This is a genomic window from Gordonia sp. L191, from assembly GCF_030077625.1.
GTDB classification, from domain to species: domain Bacteria; phylum Actinomycetota; class Actinomycetes; order Mycobacteriales; family Mycobacteriaceae; genus Gordonia; species Gordonia polyisoprenivorans_A.
This window is the reverse complement of record NZ_CP125996.1, coordinates 4906143-4926655: the sequence shown is the minus strand read 5'-3', so window position 1 is coordinate 4926655 and position 20513 is coordinate 4906143. Positions and strand designations below refer to the sequence as shown.

Annotated in this window: 21 protein-coding genes; 9 read left to right on the top strand and 12 right to left on the bottom strand. The window is 67.0% G+C overall.

The window, feature by feature from the left end:
• Positions 1 to 94 precede the first annotated feature (94 nt).
• From QNM97_RS22185 to QNM97_RS22155, 7 genes are all read right to left on the bottom strand, one after another.
• Positions 95 to 1459 (bottom strand): LCP family protein, encoded by a 1365-nt coding sequence (locus QNM97_RS22185; protein WP_283820352.1) that lies wholly within the window; start codon positions 1457 to 1459, stop codon positions 95 to 97.
• Between the two features lie 160 nt (positions 1460 to 1619).
• Positions 1620 to 2417, bottom strand: coding sequence for a CPBP family intramembrane glutamic endopeptidase (locus QNM97_RS22180; RefSeq protein WP_283820351.1), 798 nt, complete (start codon positions 2415 to 2417; stop codon positions 1620 to 1622).
• 221 nt (positions 2418 to 2638) lie between these two features.
• Positions 2639 to 3274 carry a hypothetical protein gene (locus QNM97_RS22175; RefSeq protein WP_283820350.1) on the bottom strand — a complete coding sequence of 212 codons (636 nt, stop codon included), beginning with the start codon at positions 3272 to 3274 and terminating at the stop codon, positions 2639 to 2641.
• A gap of 30 nt (positions 3275 to 3304) precedes the next feature.
• On the bottom strand, positions 3305 to 3622 hold the full coding sequence (locus QNM97_RS22170) for a cold-shock protein (RefSeq protein WP_283820349.1): 318 nt from the start codon (positions 3620 to 3622) through the stop codon (positions 3305 to 3307).
• 358 nt (positions 3623 to 3980) lie between these two features.
• Complete coding sequence (locus tag QNM97_RS22165) at positions 3981 to 4607, bottom strand: winged helix-turn-helix transcriptional regulator (protein WP_123930743.1); 627 nt, start codon at positions 4605 to 4607, stop codon at positions 3981 to 3983.
• Between the two features lie 200 nt (positions 4608 to 4807).
• Positions 4808 to 5473, bottom strand: coding sequence for a hypothetical protein (locus QNM97_RS22160; protein WP_283820348.1), 666 nt, complete (start codon positions 5471 to 5473; stop codon positions 4808 to 4810).
• Between the two features lie 167 nt (positions 5474 to 5640).
• A complete protein-coding gene (locus tag QNM97_RS22155) occupies positions 5641 to 6414 on the bottom strand; it encodes a DUF2470 domain-containing protein (RefSeq protein WP_283820347.1) in 774 nt (257 codons plus the stop codon).
• 153 nt (positions 6415 to 6567) lie between these two features.
• Between QNM97_RS22155 and pheA the strand changes: the two genes are divergently transcribed.
• Positions 6568 to 7536, top strand: a complete 969-nt coding sequence (gene pheA / locus QNM97_RS22150) for a prephenate dehydratase (protein ID WP_283820346.1) — start codon at positions 6568 to 6570, stop codon at positions 7534 to 7536.
• A complete protein-coding gene (locus QNM97_RS22145) occupies positions 7536 to 8237 on the top strand; it encodes a histidine phosphatase family protein (protein ID WP_283820345.1) in 702 nt (233 codons plus the stop codon). The genes pheA and QNM97_RS22145 overlap by 1 nt, the downstream gene beginning before the upstream one ends.
• Positions 8238 to 8280: 43 nt before the next feature.
• Here the strand turns inward: QNM97_RS22145 and QNM97_RS22140 are convergent, their stop codons facing one another.
• Both QNM97_RS22140 and QNM97_RS22135 read right to left on the bottom strand, forming a co-directional pair.
• The gene (locus QNM97_RS22140) at positions 8281 to 8631 is read right to left on the bottom strand and encodes a metallopeptidase family protein (RefSeq protein ID WP_283820344.1); all 351 of its coding nucleotides are present in this window, start codon (positions 8629 to 8631) and stop codon (positions 8281 to 8283) included.
• A gap of 5 nt (positions 8632 to 8636) precedes the next feature.
• Positions 8637 to 9971 (bottom strand): septum formation family protein, encoded by a 1335-nt coding sequence (locus tag QNM97_RS22135; RefSeq protein ID WP_283820343.1) that lies wholly within the window; start codon positions 9969 to 9971, stop codon positions 8637 to 8639.
• A 63-nt stretch (positions 9972 to 10034) separates the two neighbouring features.
• Here QNM97_RS22135 and QNM97_RS22130 point away from each other — a divergent pair, with 63 nt between their 5' ends.
• The 4 genes from QNM97_RS22130 to QNM97_RS22115 all read left to right on the top strand — a co-directional run bounded on the left by QNM97_RS22130 (position 10035) and on the right by QNM97_RS22115 (position 13744).
• Entirely contained in the window at positions 10035 to 10433 is a 399-nt protein-coding gene (locus QNM97_RS22130; protein WP_208793662.1) for an ankyrin repeat domain-containing protein, read from the top strand.
• A gap of 65 nt (positions 10434 to 10498) precedes the next feature.
• A complete protein-coding gene (serS, locus tag QNM97_RS22125; RefSeq protein ID WP_283820342.1) occupies positions 10499 to 11755 on the top strand; it encodes a serine--tRNA ligase in 1257 nt (418 codons plus the stop codon).
• A gap of 99 nt (positions 11756 to 11854) precedes the next feature.
• Entirely contained in the window at positions 11855 to 12880 is a 1026-nt protein-coding gene (locus QNM97_RS22120; RefSeq protein ID WP_123930764.1) for a DMT family transporter, read from the top strand.
• 3 nt (positions 12881 to 12883) lie between these two features.
• Positions 12884 to 13744, top strand: a complete 861-nt coding sequence (locus QNM97_RS22115; protein ID WP_123930767.1) for a DMT family transporter — start codon at positions 12884 to 12886, stop codon at positions 13742 to 13744.
• Positions 13745 to 13769: 25 nt separating this feature from the next.
• On the opposite strand, the gene QNM97_RS22110 is transcribed toward QNM97_RS22115, so the two are convergent.
• The gene (locus QNM97_RS22110) at positions 13770 to 15875 is read right to left on the bottom strand and encodes a DUF3533 domain-containing protein (protein ID WP_283820341.1); all 2106 of its coding nucleotides are present in this window, start codon (positions 15873 to 15875) and stop codon (positions 13770 to 13772) included.
• A 175-nt stretch (positions 15876 to 16050) separates the two neighbouring features.
• Between QNM97_RS22110 and QNM97_RS22105 the strand changes: the two genes are divergently transcribed.
• Positions 16051 to 16623, top strand: a complete 573-nt coding sequence (locus QNM97_RS22105; RefSeq protein WP_208793667.1) for a TetR/AcrR family transcriptional regulator — start codon at positions 16051 to 16053, stop codon at positions 16621 to 16623.
• A 45-nt stretch (positions 16624 to 16668) separates the two neighbouring features.
• Positions 16669 to 17916, top strand: a complete 1248-nt coding sequence (locus QNM97_RS22100) for a lipase family protein (RefSeq protein WP_502874954.1) — start codon at positions 16669 to 16671, stop codon at positions 17914 to 17916.
• A gap of 2 nt (positions 17917 to 17918) precedes the next feature.
• Here QNM97_RS22100 and QNM97_RS22095 read toward each other — a convergent pair whose 3' ends face one another.
• Together QNM97_RS22095 and QNM97_RS22090 are read right to left on the bottom strand one after the other, a co-directional pair.
• Positions 17919 to 18563, bottom strand: coding sequence for a response regulator (locus QNM97_RS22095; RefSeq protein ID WP_283820340.1), 645 nt, complete (start codon positions 18561 to 18563; stop codon positions 17919 to 17921).
• Complete coding sequence (locus tag QNM97_RS22090; protein WP_283820339.1) at positions 18560 to 19786, bottom strand: sensor histidine kinase; 1227 nt, start codon at positions 19784 to 19786, stop codon at positions 18560 to 18562. The genes QNM97_RS22095 and QNM97_RS22090 overlap by 4 nt, the downstream gene beginning before the upstream one ends.
• A gap of 74 nt (positions 19787 to 19860) precedes the next feature.
• On the opposite strand from QNM97_RS22090, the gene QNM97_RS22085 reads away from it, so the two are divergent.
• Positions 19861 to 20484 carry a hypothetical protein gene (locus QNM97_RS22085; protein ID WP_502874953.1) on the top strand — a complete coding sequence of 208 codons (624 nt, stop codon included), beginning with the start codon at positions 19861 to 19863 and terminating at the stop codon, positions 20482 to 20484.
• The last annotated feature ends 29 nt before the right edge of the window (positions 20485 to 20513 follow it).

Below are 20513 nucleotides of genomic sequence, written 5' to 3'. Positions count from 1 at the left end.
AGCGGACAGAGTAGAGGGCGTGAGCAGGGCATTTCATCCCAGTGAAGCCTTAGAAAGGCAAGTCTCGCCTATCTTTTGGGCTTCCCGGATGGTGTCAGCCGGCCGGTTGGTCGAGGTATTCCCGGGGAATCTGCTGACCTTGGCGCAGAGCGTCGAAGAACTGCTTTGTCGTGTCGTCGACGGCCAACGAACTGCCGTCGTCGGTGTCCACGGGACCTCCGTTGGGGGTGGTGATCGTCTGTGGCGAACTCCGCAGCCACCATGCGAGCCGCGCGAGATCCCAGATGTGCGTGCCGTTGTCGACGGTCAGGGTGTCGACCGTGCCGTTGACGAACGGGAACAGCCGGAACGGATTCAACAGCACCGACGGGCTCGTTGCCTTGGCCATCAACGCCGCCAAGAACTTTCGTTGGTTCTGTACGCGCATGAGGTCGGCGTCGGCGAAGGCTCGGGTGCGCACGAAGCCCAATGCCTGTGTGCCGTTCAGGGTCTGGCAGCCGGCCTTGAGATTCAACCCGGCCTTGGGATCTCGCAGTGGGGTGTCGATGCACATGTGCACGCCGCCGACGGCGTCGACGAGGGTGTCGAAGCCGCCGAATCCGATCTCGGCGTAGTGGTCGATGTGCACCCCGGACAGTCCTTCGACGGTCTGGATCAACAGGGTCGGGCCGCCGAAGTTGAAGGCGGCGTTGATCTTATGGCTGCCCTGCCCGGGAATCGGGACGTAGAGATCACGCGGGATGCTGATGATCGTCGCCTTCCCCGACGGCGGCTTGTAGATCAACATCATGGTGTCGGTGCGCGCACCCGAGTCGTCACCGGTCGACAACTGTTTGCGTTGCTCCTCGGTGAGGCCGCTGCGCGCATCGGTGCCGACGATCAACCAGGTGGTCCCCGGGGTGCTCGCAGGCTTACCGGCGTACGGGGCGAGTGCGTCGACCCGGTGCAGTTTGGAGTCGTAGTAGAACATCAACGCCACCGGCGTGATCACCAGGACCAGCAGTAACACCAGCAGGATGGTCCCGACCCTGCGGCGGGTCAGGCGACGGGTGCCACGCGGGCGACGCAGCGCGCGCTTGCGCCGGTCGGGTTCCTTGGGGGCGACCGGACGCGGGGCGTCGGGGCGCGGCCTGCGCGGTGGCGCGTCGGAGGCGGATCGGCTCTGCGCCGGCACCGGCTTGCGGGCCGGCCGCTCGCGTCCGGGGATCGGCTCGGGCTGTTGTGGCGGTGCGTACCCGGGAACGCCCGAATAGGCCTTCGGTGGTTCGTAGACGTCGCTGCGCGGACGGTTCGGTGGTGCGACCCGGCGCGTCGGGTCGGCGGCGTCGGGTGTTGGAGGTGTGGGGCGTCCGGACGGCCGCGGGTTCTGCGGAACCGGGGGTCGGCGATCGGCGCCGCGCGGGAATTGGCCCGGCGGGTACGGGCCCCGGGGGCCCTGGTGCGATGGGGGCGGTCCCATCGGTGCCGGATTCCGCCGCGGCGGGGCGGGCGGAGGGCCGCCGCGTCGTCCCGCATTCGGCGGTTCTGGCTGGTTCACCTCATTGAATGTACCGACGGCTCAGGCGTGCCCGTGTCATTCGTGCGGTTGTGTTCGGGGTCGTGACCGCAGCGGGCGCAGCTCACCCCACCCACGACAGGTGGTTGTGCAGCAGTGCATATCCGACAAATGCGACGACGTCGATGACCGCGTGCGCGATGACCAGCGGCCATACCCGGTTGGTGAGCTGGTAGTACCGGCCGAAGATCAGTCCCATCACCACGTTTCCGATGCCCGCGCCGACGCCCTGGTACAGGTGATATCCGCCACGCAGGATCGCGCTGGCGGCCAGCGACCCGTTCTCCGACAGCCCGAGTTGGCGCAGTCGCGTGATGAAATACGCGACGACGACGATCTCCTCGGCGGCCGCGTTCCCGATCGCGAGCAGGATGTAGAGCACCCAGTGCCACCACGGGCCGGGCTCGCTGGGGATCAGATGTGCGTTGATCCCCAGTGCGCGGGCGGCCGCCACCAATCCGAGGCCAGGCAGGCCAATGACGGCGGCCAGGAGCAGGCCGGGCGGGATGTCGGGGGTGCGGATGCGGCCGAGGCCCACACGGCCGAGGATGACACCGCCACGCCACAGCAGATACACGCCGAGAGCGCCGATCGCATACAGGCGTACGGCGCTCATGAGTTGTCGGAGGAAATCGATCGCGCCGACCGTGGACTGGCTGGGATTGAGTGCCACCGTCGCGTTGCCGACGCCGCTGGTCATCTGCAGCGCGATTAGCGACAGGATTGCCGAGATCGCCGAGAAGCCGAAGGTGAGGATGCCGACGATGACCAACTCGATGATCAGCCCGCGGCGCTCGCACTGGTCGGTGACCACGTCGACGACCTGCTGTGCTGCGGGACGCACGAGGGACGAGAGTCGCATGAGACGTCAGCCTACGGGGCGGATGTGTGAGGCGCGGAGATCCGGAGGGTAGGGGTGCTGATGGGGCGCTGGGTGCGGTCGGTCGCCTGTTTTCAGTCATCGGGTGAGGTACCCGAGCGCCGTGACCTGGGGTTTTGCGCCGAGGCTACTTTGAGAATGACTGAAAACAGGCGAGAGGGAGGAGACGTGGGGCGATGCCCGGTACCCCGTGACGCGATGAGTCAGGTGTATCGAGGTGGTTCGCTCGTGGGGTCGTCCACGACGACGTCGATCCGAGTGTCCGAAAGCAACTCGTCGACGGCCCGGGTGTTTGCGCCGATGCTTGCGAAATGCGGGTCGACGTCCTTGGTGATGCACCAGGCGCGATCGCTCGGCCAGATGAACGAAGGCAGTGGCAGCAGCTTTTCCAGAGGCGGTTGGTGCGCACCGGACTCACTCGGTTCGGTCCACGCGAAAAGATCTGAGCTGCCGCGAAATAGGTAGTAGCTGCGGACGATCGTCTCGGAATCAAATACCCCGCCGCGCAGGTCCACCTGCGCGGCGGCTGTCGACTTGTACTCCGGGTAGGGCCACCCCTCCCAGATCAGGAAGTAACAGTCCTCGGGAGTGGCGGTGTGGCTTCGCAGGAGCGACGTCGCGACGGCAATCTGCCACAGTTCGGTTGGGCCAGAGGCGATGTGGTCGGGAATCACGGCGTCGTTCTCGCGCTGACCGACATAGGCGGGATCGGGGATGAACCGAAGGCGCGCGGTCTGTTCATACCCGAGTGGACCGCGTGCCGTCAGGTCATACCACTCGCGGTCCTGATCAAGGATCCACTGCGCTGCCGCCTCATCCGAGCACGGCTGTACCGACATGTGCGGTGTCCTCTCCTCAGGTGTCCTCGTTCAGCGACTGCGAATGTTGTTTGCCCGGTACGGGTATCCGTCCTGGCCCTTGTTCTCGTACTCGAACTCCACCTCTTGCCCAGGGCTCAACGAGCGGAATCCGTCACCGACGACCTCGCTGAAGTGCGCCCACGCACCACCCGGTGTGGTCACGGAATCGAGCACACCCCAACCATCCTCGCTGTGCCAGACGCGAACGATACCCACGGTGTTCGGCAGAGTCGGCTTCTCCACTCGCGGAACCTGCGAGTCGTCGATGGAAGCTTCACGCATCGTCGTCAAGCCGTCGGGTCCGGCCTTGCCGACGCTGTTCCACAACGCTCCCGAATACGGAGAGGGAGAACGCTTCCGAGGGGTAACGCCGACCGGCCACACAGCATGGATCAAGAAATCGCATCCGTTGACAGGGATTTGGGCACGTGAGTATTCGAACTCCACCTCGGTTCCCGGCCGGAGATCCAACATGGGCCCAACGCTGTGGTCAGCGACAGCTTCGCCCCTGATCCGGAACGAGTCAGCGGAGGCGGCACCCGGCAGAGAAGGGGATTCGACAATGCCCCAGCCCTCGGCCTGGTGCCAGACAGTCACCACTCCCGTTGTCGACATTCCTTCACAGTAAGTCTGGAAGCGATTCGGTGAAAGTGGTTTCCGGTCGATGCCGATTAGCCAGGCTATCTCACCCGGCAAACGCGGAGCGCACAGCCGACTTATCGCCGTCGATCTCGATCAGCGACAGCGCCAGTGCGTCGTCGAGAGTGAAGGCGCCTGCGGCCAGTCCGAGAACGTAGGCGGGCTCGGCGCGCACCGTGGCGACGAGGTCGCGACCGTCGTGCGGCAAGACCTCGAATCCGTAACGCGTCGTTCGCAATTGCAGCGGCTCGTCACCCACGTCGAGCCCGATCGTCGGCGCCGAGCGGTCGGTCACGCGCCTGTCGAGCAACGCCGGAACGGCGAGGGCCAGCCATTCGAGCCGGAATTCGTCGCCCTCCGGGCCTCGGGTCATCAGGGGAGTCGACCAGCGGATGAAGCCTTCGATCGGTTCGCGTAGCTGCGCGCCCCACGGCGTCAACGCGTACTCGACGGTGCTGCCCGTGCCTGTCAGGCGGCGTTCGAGAACGCCGGCGGTCTCGAGATCGCGGAGTCGACCGGCGAGCAGATTGGTCGCGATGCCGGGAAGCCGGTCGAGGAGATCACGATAGCGAGCCGGGGACATCAGAAGTTCGCGAACGATCAGCAGGTTCCATCGGTCGCCGACCACTTCGAGCGATCGAGCGAGCCCGCAGTACTGGCCGTAGCTACGCATGTGCTTGATCTTCTCAAGTGAAGAATAGTTGGTCAAGTGATTTCGCCGGAGCGAACGTCGTAGCCACCGCTCGATCCCGGCGATCGCCTGTTTTCAGTCATTTCGAGAGTAGACGCGAGGTCTGACCTGGGCTGAGGTCTGACCTGGGCTTTTGTGCCGCAGCTACTTCGGGAATGACTGAAAGCAGGTCAGGGGGTCGGTCACAGGGCCGGCTGCGGAGAATCCTGGTCGGATGCGGCGCTTCCGGTCGGCCCCGTCCGTAGTGCCCAGCCACGGGCGAGGGCGAACGTCGCGGCGACGACCGCGGTGGCGGCGAGAGCGGTCGCGACCCAGGTCGTCATATCGGTGGTGTAGCCGAGGTGGCGCGCGACTGCGACACCGGACCCGGTGGCGGCGGCCGCACCGAGAGGCAATGCGACTGCCGTCGCCAATGCCGTTGTCTCCCTGCGGGAATCCCTCGACATTCGCAGGACCAGGTAGACGGCGGCGACGCCGAGGACGTAGGCGAGGACGGCGCTGATCCCGTATGCGGCCAGCTGTGTGGTCACGTCGTAGTCCACGCGTCCGGCGAAGGCGGTGCCAACGATGATGAGCGCCGGCGACAACGAGACGATCACGCCGAGTAGACCTGCGCACACCACGCGGCCGAGCCGGTTGTCGGTCGCTCCGGAGACGCGGACGCCTGCCCACCACAACACCACTCCGAGGATGAAGCCGAGGAGTGCGCCGATTGCTGCTGAGGCCGCAAGTGATGTAGCGACGTCGGTATCAATGAAACTGGTGTCGTAGATGCCCGGCCCCCACGTCACCGAGAAGCCCTGCCCGGAAAAACCGAGTCCACCAATCGACGCGATGAAGGCCGACAACGCTCCGGCGAAGGACCGCAAAACCGACGAGTTGGCGCCACATGGCAGCCATCATGCAGGACGCGGGGAGGTGGGGAGCGGTGAACGGGGTGGTGCTTCGTTGTCGGCTTACCGGGGTCTCGAGGCTCGGCGCCTGGGGCGCCTCGCACCTCGACCACCGGGGATGGTCAGTCCGGCAGGCTGTTCATGAACGGACAGCCGGCCAGGGAGCGCAGCGCTCGGGAGAGTTCGCCGACGTCGGTGACCGGGCGAGGGAAGGGGAGGCGGACGTCTGCATCGCCGTCGGCGCCCTCGACGCGAAAGCGGATGCCGAAGCGGTCGAGCCCGAGCGGACGCACGCGGCCTTTGCGCAGGTCACGGGGGAGTTTGCGGGCGAGTTGGCCGACGACGTCGGCGTGGTCGGCGTCGAGGTGGGCGATCCACTCGCCCTCGTACTCCCAGAACGGGTCGGGGTCGGCGACGGCGAGTTCGCCGGCCGCGACGGCCGCGGCACCAGAACTGCTGGCGACGACGGCGCGACCGACCTGCAGCCGGATCATCGACCGGCCGTGACCGATGTCGAGCAGGCCGCCGTTGGGGTGCTCGGTGGCGATCTCGACGGCCAGGTCGCGCTCGAGGTTGCGGGGCACTGCGTGGGCGGTGCCGTTCAGCCAGACCAGCGATCGGACGCGTTCGCGCAGGTCGATGGGTGCGCAGTCGGTGATCTCGACCATCGCCGGCACCCCGTCGGCGGCGTCGCCGGCCATGACGATCGCCTCGCAGTCGGTGGGGACGAGCAGAAACGCCTGCGACTCGAACAGATGCACCAGATCCACCGGCGTCGGTTCACTGCTCGATGTTTGTGTCGGATCCACCATGGCGAGCATGGCCGCATCGGCCCGGCGGCAGGCCGTCGCGATCACCTCGGCGTCCGACGGGCGGTCGGTGATGGCACGTGTCATGGCGATCCTCACTGGTCGTGCTGCGGTACCCGCGGTTCGTCGCCGAACCGATTGGAATGAAGGTAACCCTAACCTAAATCTTGATCCGTCTGACGTCAATGGTGAGACTCGCGCTGAGGCGATCTCGACAGCGTTCTCGATTAGGCTCTTGTCGTGACACAGTTCGCGTACTTCGGCCCGCCGGGAACCTTCACCGAGATGGCCCTCGACAAGTTCCTCGCCGACGCGTCACTACTGTCTGCGCTGACCGGTGGCACCGCGAGCAACATCGACAAGCGGCCCGAGAAGAGTCCAGTCGCCACCATCGAGGCCGTCCGATCCGGTCGCGCCGAGTTCGCATGCGTGCCGATCGAGAGCTCGCTGGAGGGGTCGGTGCCGGCCACGATGGACGCGCTGGTGCCCGACCCCCGCGCCGTGGTGCCGCGCGTGCAGGTCTTCGCCGAATGCGACCTCGACATCGCCTTCACCATCGCCGCCCGTCCGGGCACCGCCGCCGCCGATGTGCGCACCATCGCCGCCTACCCGGTGGCCTCGGCGCAGGTGCGGGAAAGCATCGAAAAGCTCTTCCCGGGAGCCGAATTCGTCACCGCGACGTCCAACGCGGCGGCCGCGGTCGACGCCGCCGACGGGCGTGCCGACGCGGCGGTGTCCACCCGGCTCGCCGCCGAATCATCCGGGCTGGGGGTGCTGGCCGATGGGGTGTGTGATGCCGCCGACGCCGTCACCCGATTCCTGCTCATCGGGTGTCCGTCGGCGCCGCTGCCACGCACCGGGGCCGACCGCTCGTCGGTGATCCTCGAACTGGCCAACGAGCCCGGCAGCCTGATGTCGGCGATGAATGAATTCGCCTCGCGAGGAATCGATCTCACCCGAATCCAGTCCCGGCCGCGACGCGACCTCGAACGTGGGGTGACCATGCCCGGGCAGTACCGGTTCTTCCTCGATGCGGTCGGCCACGTCGACGACGCCGCCATTGCCGAGGCGTTGCAGGCGCTGCACCGGCGCTCGGAGCGGATAACGTTTCTCGGTTCGTGGCCGATGGGCAGTGGTGGCGGCACCCCGCCGCCCGACCATGACGCCGACGCGCAGTGGTTGGCCCGGATACGCAGAGGAGAGGACTGATGGCCCGGTTGCACCTGGTACGGCACGGTGAGACGACGTCGAATGTGATGCGTCGCCTCGACACCGCGTTACCGGGAGCCGCGCTCACCGATTTCGGTGTCCGCCAAGGTGTTCGATACGGTCTGGAGAACCGCGGCATCATCACCGAACACCCGCAGCGCCCAGCCGTCCTGGTCAGCTCACTGGCGCGGCGCGCCCAGCAGACCGCCGAACTGATCAGCTCGGTGTGGGAGGTGGAGCCGCGCATCGTCGAGGGCATCCACGAGGTGCAGGCCGGTGAACTGGAAGACCGCAGCGACGACGAGGCGCACGGGGTGTTCCGGGATGTCCTCGACGCCTGGTACTCCGGCGCCCCCGACACCCGCATCCCGGGCGGCGAATCGCTGCAGATGGTCTACGACCGCTACCTGCCGGCCATCGACGAACTTGCCGCCACCTACCTGAGCGGTCCCGACGCCACCGACGTGGTCGTTGTCAGCCACGGTGCGGCCATCCGACTCGTCGCCGCACGGTTGGCGGGGATCGACGGGAAATTTGCCGCCGCGACGCATCTGCCGAACACGGGCAGCGTCGAACTCGAGTATCGCGACGGTCTGTGGGTGTGCCATCGCTGGGGCGCCACCCGGGCGCCGTTCGACGAGGCCGTCGACGAGCCGCTTGTCGTCACCGACGACTCGGTGGGCGACAACCCGATGGGCTGAACCGCCCGCGACCTATGAACCGCCCGCAACGCAGGAAGGGCACTCAGCCCCACCCGTTGGCATGCAGCCACTCGTCGTCGATACCGAAATGGTGCCCGACCTCGTGCATCACGGTGATCGCCACCTCCCGCACCACCTGCTCGCGGGTGTGGCACATGGCGAGGATCGGCTCCCGGTAGATGTGGATCGTGTCGGGCAGGAACCCGCCGTAGTCGTGGGTCCGTTTGGTCAGTGCCACACCGGAATACAGTCCCAGGATGTTCGGGGAATCGGGGTTGCGCGGCTCGATCAGGATCACCACGTTGCTCATCGCGTCGGTGAGCTCGGACGGGATCGCGTCGAGGGCGTCCCCGACGAGTTCTTCGAATTCCTCGTCGCGCATGTGTACGGCCATGGGTGCTACCCGGCCGGGGCGGCGGTCTCGAACGGATTCGGGGTGACCCCCGGTGGCAGCGGTACCGGCGTCGGAGTCGCGCGCCCGGACGGGCCCGGCGCGGGCGGCTGCGGGACCTTGCCGTTGACCAGGACGGTGCCGCGCGCGTCTCCGACGAGGGTCGCGAAGCCGCCGCGATCGGGAAGACCCAAGAAGCACACGACCTTTCGGCTTCCCGACAGCCAGCGGGGTTCGCTGATCACCGACCACTGGGTGTTCAGGGTGGTGGCGTCGAGTTTCTGCTTGCCGCCGACGAATCGCTCGGCCTGACCGGGGCAGATCGTCGTCAGATACTCGTTCTGCGCCTTCTCGCCCGGCCACGGTTTCCCCGAGGTGGCGTCACCGAAACGCTGTGCGAGATCGACGATGCCGGTGGTCTGGAAGGCATGTGGCTCCGAACAATTGACCACCGTCGGTGGCGACGCGACGCGTCGCGTCGCGGCATCGATGCCGATGCAGGTGCCTGCCGGCCACTGGAAGGACTGGTCCTGCTCGCCGACCTTGCCGGAGAACAACTGTGGCGTGCCATCGGCACCGGTGATCTGCAGACCGCAGCGCAGTTCGCGAGCGCCCTTGGCCCACTGCTGATCCGACGGGTACATCAGCCCCACCGAGAACCGGCCGTCGGGATCGAGACGACCGTTGAGGTACCGGTTGACGATCACCGGGCACTGCTCGTCGCGGATCTGGCCGAATCGCTCGGGCCCCGGCCACGACGCGGAGTCGCCGAACTCCGACCCCGGCAGCAGCGCGGTGTTCAGGGCGCCGGCCACCTCGAACCGATGCTCGGTGGCACAGTCGACCTTCGCCGGATCGCCCGGACGATTCTCCGGCCAGGTCAGGCAGTCCCCGGCGACCGATCGGGTGAACGCGTTCTCCGCGAGGCGTTCACTCTGTCCGATGTCGGTGCCACCCACGCTGCCGCGATCGTTGAATACGCCCATGGCGAACGCCACCCCGGCGGCAACGAGGGCGCCGACGACGATCGCGGCCAGCCCGACCCGCACCGCATTGCGCTGCAGCCATCCGCGGTAGTCGGACGGGGGCGCATCGGCGTCCGCGTCGGCGGCCTCGAAATCAGTGGCGTCCCCGAAGTCAGTGGCGCTCCCGAAATCAGCGGCGTCCGAGTCGTCGCTCACCCCGGCCGCCGACCACGCCTGTGGTCGGGTCGCGGTGTCGTCGGCGATCGGCGCGAACCGGGTGGTCTGCTCGTTCGCTGCGGGATCGCCGGACTTGCCCAGGTCGACGGTCTCGTTCGCCTGGTCCTCGTCCGCCTCGTCGCGGTCGGCTTCGTCACTCATCGTCCTCCATGATGCCTGGTGACCCGGCGATCACCGAGGGCCCCACGCCCTACACTCGGCCGGGTGAGCCCCGAACCCGACGAGATCGATCCGGAGGTCGTCGCACTGGCGACCCGCCTGTTCGATCTGGCCCGCCGCGGCGTGGCCGCCGATCTTGCGGCCTACCTGGACGCCGGAGTGCCCGTCGACCTGCGTAATCAGTCCGGTGATTCGCTGCTGATGCTCGCGGCCTATCACGGCCACGCCGACGCCGTCGCTGCGATCGCCGCCCACGGTGCCGATGTGAACCTCGCCAACGATCGCGGTCAGAGCCCGCTGGCCGGTGCGGTGTTCAAGGGTCATGACGACGTCGTCGCGACCCTGCTCGAGGCGGGCGCCGACCCGCACGCAGGCACACCCACCGCCCACGACACGGCCGTCATGTTCGGGCGCGACGATTATCTCGCCCTGTGGAACCGCTGAGCCGGCGCTGAGCTCCGCACTCCTGATCCGGGCGTGCCCGGCCAGGTCAAGTAGGGTTTGAGATCGTGATCGACCTCAAGATTGTGCGCGAAGATCCCGACCGTGTCCGCGCCTCGCAGCAGGCTCGTGGCGAGGACTCCGGCCTGGTGGACCAACTCCTCGACGCCGACGCCGCGCGACGTGCGGCGATCGTCGAGGCCGACTCCCTGCGTTCGGAGCAGAAGGCGTTGGGCAAGCAGGTGGGCAAGGCATCGGGCGAGGAGAAGACCGCGCTGCTGGCCAAGGGCAAGGAGCTCGCCGAGCAGGTCAAGGCCGCGGTCGCGCGCCAGAACGAGGCCGACGAACGGTCGCAGGCCGCGCACATCGCGATCTCCAACATCGTCGAGGGCGCTCCGGCCGGCGGCGAGGACGACTATGTGGTGCTCGAGCACGTCGGGGAGCCGCCGACCATCGAGAACCCGAAGGACCATCTCGAACTCGGCGAGTCGCTCGGTTTGATCGACATGGAGCGCGGCGCGAAGGTGTCGGGGTCGCGGTTCTACTTCCTCACCGGCCAGGGCGCGCTACTGCAGCTCGGCCTGCTCACCATGGCGGCGCAGAAGGCCACCGCCAACGGCTTCACGTTGATGGTCCCGCCGGTGCTGGTCCGCCCGGAGGTCATGGGCGGCACCGGATTCCTCGGCGCCCACGCCGACGAGGTCTATCACCTCGACAAGGAGGACGACCTGTACCTCGTCGGCACCTCGGAGGTGCCGTTGGCCGGCTATCACATGAACGAGATCCTCGACCTGTCCGACGGGCCGAAGCGCTACGCCGGCTGGTCGACGTGTTTCCGCCGCGAAGCCGGCTCCTACGGCAAGGACACCCGGGGCATCATCCGCGTGCACCAGTTCGACAAGGTCGAGGGCTTCATCTACTGCAAACCCGAGGACGCCGAGGCCGAACACCAGAAACTGCTGGCGTGGGAGAAGGAGATGCTCGCCGCGATCGACGTGCCCTACCGCGTCATCGATGTGGCCGGAGGTGACCTGGGATCGTCGGCGGCCCGCAAGTTCGACTGTGAGGCATGGGTTCCGACGCAGAACACCTACCGCGAACTGACCTCGACGTCGAACTGCACGACGTTCCAGGCCCGACGGCTCTCGATCCGTTACCGCGACGAGTCCGGGAAACCGCAGACCGCGGCGACCCTCAACGGCACGCTGGCGACCACTCGCTGGCTGGTGGCGATCCTGGAGAACCATCAGCAGCCCGACGGCTCAGTACGTCTGCCCGAGGAGTTGGCCCGGTTTGTCGGCACGGAGGTGCTGACCCCGGCATGATGGCGGGATCGGCAGCGCACAGATGGGCATGACATGACGGTCGCGCAGGGATGACAGTCGCGTGGAAACGGCAGGGCACGAGATGGCGGTGAGTGCGCGATGATGGCCGGTGTCATCGCCGCGGTCATCGGCTCGGTGGCGTTCGCGTTGGCCGCGGTCCTGCAGTCGATGGCCGCCGAATGGACCGCCCGACGAGAAGCCGCCGAACAGCGCGCCGCCGCCCCGGCGAACTCCGGCGGCACGGCGACCGCGACGACGACGAAGGCCGCCAAGCGGGCGCATCCGAGTCTGCGATCCACGGCCCGCACCATGATCAAATGGCCGTTTCTGCTGGGTCTGTTCTTCGACGTGATCGGTTTCGGCGCAACGATTCTCTCCGCGCGGCTCATTCCGTTGTTCCTGTCGCAGTCGATCATCGCCGCGCGGCTGGTGGTCACCGCCGTGCTTGCCATGGTGATCCTGCACGTGTCGCTGCGGACGCGGGACTGGTTCGCGGGCACGGTCGTCATCGCCGCGCTCGTCCTGCTCGCCGTCGGCGCGGGACCCGAGGGAACCCGCAACGAGCAGTGGATGCACTGGGCGACGCTGGTCGCGACGTTCGTGCTGTTCGGCCTCGGGCTGGTGTTGATGCGGGTGCTGCACAAACACATCGCCTCGGCCACCGGGCTCGTCGCCGGCGCGATGTTCGGCGTCATGGCGGTGGCTTCGCGTGTCCTGCACGGCCTCTCGCCGTTCTCTGCGTCACATCTACTCACCGACCCGGCGCTCTACGGACTCGCCTTCAGCGGCATTCTCGGCTTCTACCTGTTCACCGTGGCGTTGCAGACCGGCTCGGTCAACGGTGCCGCCGCCGCGCTCGTCGTCGGGGAGACGGTGATCCCGGGTGCGATCGGCATCCTGCTGCTCGGCGACACCATCACCAACGGCTGGGAGATCCCCACCACCATCGCGTTCATCGCCGCGGTCATCGGCGGTGTCATCGTGTCGTCGTCGAGTGCGGTGCAGGCCGTCGAGCACGCCGAGGCCGCGGCCTACCACCACGAGCATCGGCCGCGTCCGCTCGAATCCGCGCCGCCGCGTGCGGCATTGGAATCGGGCTCCGATCACGGCACCGGCAAGGACTGAGGCGTGATCGTCGGGTTCATCGCCGCCGTTCTCGCCGCCCTGGCCTACGGCACCGCGTCGGTGCTGCAGGCGCGCGGTGCCGCCGAGGTCGACGACGGTGCACAGCATGACGAGGTGCCGAGCGCAGCCTCGACGTTCGCGGCTATGATCACCGTCTCGTTCCTGATCGGCTTCGCTCTCGACGCGCTCGGATTCATCGGGAACATGGTTGCGGCGCGCACCATGCCACTGTTTGTCGCGCAGCCGATCATCGCCGCGAATCTGGTGGTCACCGCGCTGCTGGCGATGGTGGTGCTGCACGCCCGGCTGTCGGTGCGTGACTGGACGGGCATCGTTCTGGTCATCGCCGCGCTCACCGTCCTCGGTATCGCGGCCGGCGACGAGGGTCACGACGACGCCGGACGATCCCTGCATTGGGGTGTGCTGATCGCCGGTGCCGTGCTGATCGCATTCGGTCTGGTGGTGATGCGGTTCTCCGGAGCGCGCGTCGCCGTCGGGGCCGGTCTGCTCGGTGGCGTGCTGTTCGGGGTTCTCGCGATCGCAGTGCGTGTCGTCGACGGTGTCTCCCCGTTCGACCTCGGCCGACTGTTGACCGATCCGGCCGCCTACGCGGTCGTGGTGTGCGGGGTGGGCGGGTTCTACCTGTTCACCGTCGCACTACAGACCGGGTCGGTCAGCGCCGCCGCGGCGTCCCTGGTGGTCGGGGAGACCGTGGTGCCCGGCGTCGCGGGCATCGTGTTACTCGGCGACACCGTCCGTCACGGCTGGGCGGTGGTCGCCGCCGTCGCGTTCTTTGTGGCGATCGCCGGTGCCATCATCGTCGCCATGTCGTCGGCGGTGGCGGATGTGGAGGCGGCGGGCTGAGGCGCCACCTCCACCGCCATCGCTCCTACTGCTCGGGTTCCATGTTGATCGGCGGCGGGGTGGGACCACGTCCGGCACGCTTGAGGAGTACCCCACCGACCACCATGGCGGCGCTGACCGCCAACCAGAGGACCAGGATCCACAGGTTCTTCGACCACGCGTCGGTGCCGTCGAAGTAGGCGATGCGTTTGAGCGCCTCGAATCCGTTGGACGTCGGAAGTATCGGATGCAGCACCCGATAGAACGCCGGGGCCATGTCGGTGCCCACCGCGATGCCCGATGTCGAGACACCGAGGAAGATGAGTACGAGCATGCTGACCATCATCATCAGTGGCCCGATGAGCATCGACCCACCGAGTTGGAACAGGCCGCACGTCAGAGCGATCACGAACAGCGTTGCCGCGACCGCGATCTCGTTGTGGTGCAAGATGCCGATCCATTGGTAGCTGATGAGGACCTGCGCGAGGGCGCACACAGCCGAGATCACGACGATTGCACCGACCTGCCATCGCAGGCCCAGACCGCGGCCCAGCATGTAGGCGATCATCGCGCTCAGATAGCCGCCGAGGATGGCTCCGAGGCCGAGGTAGAGCACGCCGGCACCGACGAGGTCGCTTGTGGGCAACGGCGCGACGTCGTCGACCTGTAGCGTCTTGCCCGACGCCGCGGCCACCGGACCGAAGACCTGCTTGACCACCTGCGTGGCCTGCAGGTTGCCCGCGCCCGCGAGGGTGAGCGTTGCGCTCGCGGGATCGTAGGCGCCGCGGATCTCCAGCTGCTGCAACTGCTCTCGCGCAGTACCGGCATCAGGAACCGAGGTGAACTCGAACCCGTCGCCGGTGACTTTCTCGAGCTGGGTCGTGAGCTGTTGTGTCACAGCCTGATCGGTGCCGACGATGGCGACCTTCATCTCGTGCGGCGTCGGGTTGTGGAACAGTCCGATGAAGGTGAGCGGCAGGAAGGTCACCAGGAAGATCGGGACCACGGCGGCGCCGGCCAGTGCCTTACGCCGCGCATGCTGGGCTGCGGTGACCTCCCGGTTGTCGCCGAAGAAGTGCCGGAAGCCGGGGCCCTGCAGGCTGTTCTCCTCCGGCTTGGCCGAGTGACGCATCGCCGCCAAGGCGATCATCACCATTCCCAGCAGTGCCCACAGTGCCAGCGTGGACAGGGTGGCGCCCATGCTTGCGTCAGGGAAGTAGATGAGTCGTCGCAGACCATCGAGAAGTGCGGGGGTGGGCAGGATCCGGTTCATGGTGCCGAGGAAGCCGGGCACCATCTCGGCGGGTATCGCCGCCCCCGAGGCCGGTATGCCCATCAGGACCATGATGAACACGGTCGGGATGATCGCGACGGGTCCGATGAGCCGCATGGCCCCGAGGTGGAAGCATCCCACGGTGAGCAGACCCGCATATGCGAGGAGCGCGGCTTTGATGAAGCCGGAGTCGAGGCTGCCGTACACCGAGTAGGCGATGAAGGTCGGGATCGTGGTGAGCAATGCGCCGAAGACCGCCAGAAGAATGAGCTCGACCCGCAGGCTCAATCCGCCCACCGCCATGCGTAGAGCCGATGCGAATGAGAAACCACCGAGCACCGCGGCCAACCCGACGAAGAGCAGTGAGTTGGCCAGTTTGTCGTTGCTGTTTGGTGGGGTGACGTCGATGACGTTCACCGGTTTGTCCGGATTCTGTTTCTGCGCAACGGCACTCAGGAACGTCTCGGCGGTGTTACTGGCGATGGGTCCGCCCGCCGATGCCACGTAGACGTCGTTGGTGACCGGGTTCCAGGCGCCTCGGATGTCGAGGTCGTCGATCGCGGCGCGGGCCGCTCCCGGATCCGCGACGGTACTCACCGCGAAGCTGCCGTCGGACTGGGTGGTGATCGCCGAGGCCATCTGCTGGGAGGTGCTCGTGTCGCCGATGATCGCCACCTTCATGTCGTGTGGCGTCGGGGAGTGCAGGCCCCAGCTGTAGAGCAGTGGCATCACCACCATCATGAAGATCGGGAAGATCAGCGCGCCCAGGAAAACCTTCTTGTGTGATCGGGGGTCGGGTGGGAACGGGCTGGTGTCGTCGCCTGTCGACTCCGAGGCAGTCTCATCGGAACCGTTTGTCAGGGTGGATGTTTCGCTCATCACGAACCTCACTGCGGGGCTGGTTGTGGGTCTGGGGTGTCGGAGGTCTCCGGGGCGTGTGAGCCGCGATATCGGATGCATCGGTGAATCCGTCGGAGAACCGCTGATGGCGGCAATGCTAGCGCTGTCGTAGACATTTGTAAACAAAAGGGTGATGCCTGCTAGGGTTCGACGTATGGCATCACGGTCGGCCAGCCTCGATCCGCGGGCCGAGAAGGCTCGCGGAGAACTGAAGGCTGCCGCGTGGCAGTTGATGCTCGAACGTCGCGTGGAGACCATCTCGGTGAGCGACATCGTGCGGCTCTCCGGCGTGAGCCGTCCGGCCTTCTACCTGCACTTCACCGATCGCGACGACGCGATCGTGGCCGCGGTGGTCGACCGGCTCGACAAAGCCGTCGCCGTGGATGCCGGTCCGCAGGAGGTGATCGCGGCGCTGATGGGCTTCGTCGTCGACAACATGGAGTGTTACCGAAATCTCTACCCCAGTCTGGCTTCTCAGCGATGCGCAGAGGTTTTCCGCTCGCGGCTGCGGCCGCAATGCGAGGAGATCGTCGTGAGTCTGCGCTCGGGCGGAAGTGGGTCGGGCTCGGTGTCGGCGGACACATTGACCACGTTCCTGCTCGGCGGCTTCATGGAGATTCTGGCGGCGTGGGCCGCATCCCCGGGGGCTGTTGCGCCCGACGAGCAGGCGTCCACGCTGCTGGCCGGTTTGACGCAATTGGCCGAAGGGCGCGGTGCGCGCCGCTGAAGTGCTCGGCTGTTTATTGCACGAAACCGGGCCCTGCACGACACAATGACTGACATGTCGACCCCCGGACGTGCGCGGCGCCGCGCTCTCGTAGTGATCGTGTTCTTGGCTCTGTGCGCGTTGGTGACGGGCGGACTGTCGGCCGGGCCGGCCCACGCCGCGCCGCCGGCCCCGCCGAGTGCCGACCCGTTCTACACACCGCCCGCCGGGCTGTCGTCGGCGCGGCCGGGGGCGATCCTGCGGCAGCGTGAGGTCGCCCTCGGCTACGCCGGAAGGGGCCTGCCGGCGCAGGCGACCCAGCTGCTCTATCGGACGACCGATACGTTCGGCAACCCGTCGTCGACGGTGACCACCCTCATCTCCCCGCCCGGTGCGGCGCCCGGATCGGCGCGAAAGATCGTGTCCTATCACGAGTTCTACGATGCGCTCGGCAGCCAATGCGATCCGTCGTACACGCTCCGTGGCGGAGCGTCACAAGCCGCGCCCATCGATCTCGCCATGATCACCACGATGGTCGCCGCGGGATACACCGTCGTGGTGCCCGATTATGAAGGGCCGCAACTGCGGTGGACGATCGGCCGGGAATCGGCGTATGCGGCGCTCGACAGTATCCGCGCCGCCGAGCGCCATCTGGGTGTCCCGGCGTCCACGCCGGTCGGTCTGTTCGGCTATTCCGGTGGCTCCATCCCCACCGGCTTCGGCGCCGAACTCGCCCCGGCCTATGCGCCCGAGCTGAATCTGGTCGGTGCCGCGGCCGGCGGAGTGCTCGTGAACCCGGCACACAACCTGCCCTACGTCAACGGCACGCCACGGTGGTCGGCGGTCATTCCCGCGCTGATGAACGTCTACGACCGCACCTACGACATCGGCATCGGACAGTATTTGTCTCCCAAGGGAACACAGGTCCTCAATGAGATTCGAGGGGAGTGCATCAACGACTTCCTCGGAAAGTACCCGGGATTGACCGATGCGTCGCTGCTCAAGCCGCAATACCCGTCCCTGCTCGACGTCCCCGGTATCCCGGAGGCCATCGACGCCAACGTCATGGGATCGGTCGGGACACCGCGCACACCGATGATGCTCGGCATCGGTGACGCCGACGGCCGCGGCGACGGGGTGATGCTGGTCGGCGATGTCGTCGGACTTGCGAGAAGCTATTGCAGCCGTGGGCTTCCCACAGAAGTGCACGTCTACCGGGGTGACGATCACCTACGTGCTTTCGGGCCGTTCACCGCCGACGCGTGGACCTTCTTGCAGGCCCGGTTCGCCGGGCGGCCGGCGGGTGGGTGCTGAGCTCACACCCCACCCAGGTCGCGCACCAGGATTGCGGCCTGCACCCGTGAATCCAAGCCGAGTTTCATCAACACGCGCGACACGTGCGTCTTCACCGTCGCCTCGGTGATGAACAGCGTCGACGCGATCTCCGCGTTGGCCAAACCATCGCCGAGGCAAACTAACACGTCTCTCTCGCGGGCAGTGAGATCGTCGAGTGTGGTGGGCGGGGGAGTGGGTGAGCCGCCGGGTGCGGTCCGAACGGCGTCGACGACGCGGCGGGTGATCTCCGGCGACAATGCCGCGTCACCACGCACCGCGGCGCGGGCGGCATCGATGATGGCCTCCGCCGACGCCGTCTTCAGTAGAAAGCCACTCGCCCCCGCCCGCAGCGCGCCGAAGACATACTCGTCGAGGTCGAAGGTCGTGAGGACGACGACCGGGCAGATGTTCTCGCCGACAATCACTTCGGTGGCGCGGATGCCGTCGGTCCCCGGCATCCGGACGTCCATCAGCACGACATCGGGGCGCAGGCCGCGGGCGCCGGTGATCGCCTGGTCGCCGTCGGTGGCCTCCCCGATGACGTCGATCCCCTCGGTCGGCTCGAGCATCATCCGCAGACCGGCCCTGATGGCGGCGTGGTCGTCGGCGATCAGGATTGTCGTCACGGGTGGAACCTCTCTGCGTCGAGGTGAGCTGTTGGAAGCGTTGCGGTGATCCGGAATTCGTCGGTACCGCGCTCGACGCAGAGCGCCCCGCCGACCGCGTGGGCGCGAGTGCGCATGTTGACCAGGCCGCGTCCGGTGTGACGATCGCCGGCCGGATGGTGATCGTGATGGGCGGCGAGTCGATTGCAGATGTCGAGGACCAGGGCGTCGTCCGTATGGGTGATTCTCACCCGAATCGGTTGTCCCGGTGCATGTGTGGCGGCGTTCGTCAGTGCTTCGGCGACGATGCGGAACGCGGCGATGTCGACGACCGGCGGCATTGCATCGATGCCGTCGGCGGCGGTGATCGTGGCCGGTATCTCGATGGTGATGTCGGTGCCGGACTCGGCGATCGGTTCGGTCAGCCGATCGATACGTCGCAGACCGGCAGTGGTGTGTCGGCCGTCGGTGCTGTGCTCGCTGCCGTCGGAGAGTAGGTCGATCAGCCCGCGCATCTCGGTCAGCGCCTCCACGCTGCTCGTCCGGACCGCGGCCAGTGCCTTCCCCGCGAGGGCGGTATTCTCCGGATACTGCAGCGCCGCAGCCGATTGCACCGCGATCGCCGACAACCTACCGGCGATCACGTCGTGCAGTTCGCGGGCCAGGCGACGACGTTCGTCGGCGACGGCCTCGATCTGCTCTCGCTCGCCGAGTTCGGCCAGTGTCCGCGAGTGTTCGCGCTCCAGGGACAACGCGCTGCGGTGTTCGCGCACGGCCTGCCCGTACGCGAGGGGCGAGCCGATCAGTGCGAGCAACCACAGCACACAGATGAAGAGCAACCGCCAATCATCGTGGGCGACCACGGACACCAGCAAGAACGTCGCGACCGACACGACGGCTGCCAACCCGTACAGCACGCGGACGAGGCGGGCACCGCCGTAGACGCACGTGGAGTAGACGATGTCGGAGAACACCAACCACACTCCGATGGACGGGACGGTCAGCGAGTCCAGCACCAGCGCCGCACTCACTCCAGTGAGTGCGATGGCCGGTTCCCGCGAACGACACAGTTGAAAGCACGCCGCGATACCCAGCGAGACCATGCAAAACCACGTCGGTAGCGGGCTCGCATTCTCGTCGAGCACCCCGAGGCCGGTCGCGTACAGGCTGACGCCGAGGGCCAGGAACAGCAGCGTGAGGCCGGCGTCGTTGAGCATCGCGCGGGACACCGGAAGTCGCCACATGCACCCATCGTCGCACGAGCCGACATTCCGGTCATCCGACGAAAGGATGACTTCTCCCGACCCAGGAGTGCTCGATGGGATGGCCGATGCGGTCGGGTTGGTATGCGCGCCACCGTGGTGACATGACAGATGAAGTGTTGCGGTCACCGGTCCTGTGGGTCATCGTCGGGTGCGAGATCGGGTTCTGGGTGCTGGTGTGCGCGGGGATGTCGATTCGCTACATCCTGCGCAGGCGCCGGGCGTCGACGGTGGTGTTGGCGCTGGTGCCGTTGGTGGACCTGTTCTTGCTCGCCGCTGTGGCCGTTGATCTTTCGCATGGCACCGAGGTGACGACGGTGCACCGGCTGGCCGGGATCTACCTCGGTGTCACCGTGGCCTTCGGCCATTCGATCATCACTTGGGCGGACGCACGCTTCGCTCACTGGTTCGCCGGTGCACCGGCGCCGGCCCGATCGCCTCGGGGTGGTGCGGCCGCGATGCGCCACGAGTTGGTGCTGTTCGGTCTGTGGCTGATCGCGGCAGCGATCGCCGCGGGCGCGGTGCTACTTCTGTCGGTCACCGTGGCCGACGATCAGCAAGCCGCGGACCTCCGTGGGACATTCGGGATGCTCGGGGTGGTCACCGTCATCTGGTTGGTGACCGGCCCGGTGTGGCAACTGTTCTCGACGGCCGACGACCGGCGTGGTGCGAAGCGGTGACATCGTGGGGGGTGATGCCGTGGGCGGCG

Bases quoted from the DNA above. Each gene is read 5' to 3' on its own strand.
- QNM97_RS22180 (WP_283820351.1), bottom strand. From the start codon at position 2,417: ATGCGACTCTCGTCCCTCGTGCGTCCCGCAGCACAGCAGGTCGTCGAC.
- QNM97_RS22155 (WP_283820347.1), bottom strand. From the start codon at position 6,414: ATGACACGTGCCATCACCGACCGCCCGTCGGACGCCGAGGTGATCGCG.
- QNM97_RS22090 (WP_283820339.1), bottom strand. From the start codon at position 19,786: ATGTGGCGACTTCCGGTGTCCCGCGCGATGCTCAACGACGCCGGCCTC.
- QNM97_RS22120 (WP_123930764.1), top strand. From the start codon at position 11,855: ATGATGGCCGGTGTCATCGCCGCGGTCATCGGCTCGGTGGCGTTCGCG.
- QNM97_RS22085 (WP_502874953.1), top strand. From the start codon at position 19,861: ATGGGATGGCCGATGCGGTCGGGTTGGTATGCGCGCCACCGTGGTGAC.
- QNM97_RS22135 (WP_283820343.1), bottom strand. From the start codon at position 9,971: ATGAGTGACGAAGCCGACCGCGACGAGGCGGACGAGGACCAGGCGAAC.
- QNM97_RS22100 (WP_502874954.1), top strand. From the start codon at position 16,669: ATGACTGACATGTCGACCCCCGGACGTGCGCGGCGCCGCGCTCTCGTA.
- QNM97_RS22185 (WP_283820352.1), bottom strand. From the start codon at position 1,459: ATGGGACCGCCCCCATCGCACCAGGGCCCCCGGGGCCCGTACCCGCCG.
- QNM97_RS22175 (WP_283820350.1), bottom strand. From the start codon at position 3,274: ATGTCGGTACAGCCGTGCTCGGATGAGGCGGCAGCGCAGTGGATCCTT.
- QNM97_RS22110 (WP_283820341.1), bottom strand. From the start codon at position 15,875: ATGAGCGAAACATCCACCCTGACAAACGGTTCCGATGAGACTGCCTCG.
- QNM97_RS22165 (WP_123930743.1), bottom strand. From the start codon at position 4,607: ATGCGTAGCTACGGCCAGTACTGCGGGCTCGCTCGATCGCTCGAAGTG.
- QNM97_RS22105 (WP_208793667.1), top strand. From the start codon at position 16,051: ATGGCATCACGGTCGGCCAGCCTCGATCCGCGGGCCGAGAAGGCTCGC.
- QNM97_RS22140 (WP_283820344.1), bottom strand. From the start codon at position 8,631: ATGGCCGTACACATGCGCGACGAGGAATTCGAAGAACTCGTCGGGGAC.
- QNM97_RS22145 (WP_283820345.1), top strand. From the start codon at position 7,536: ATGGCCCGGTTGCACCTGGTACGGCACGGTGAGACGACGTCGAATGTG.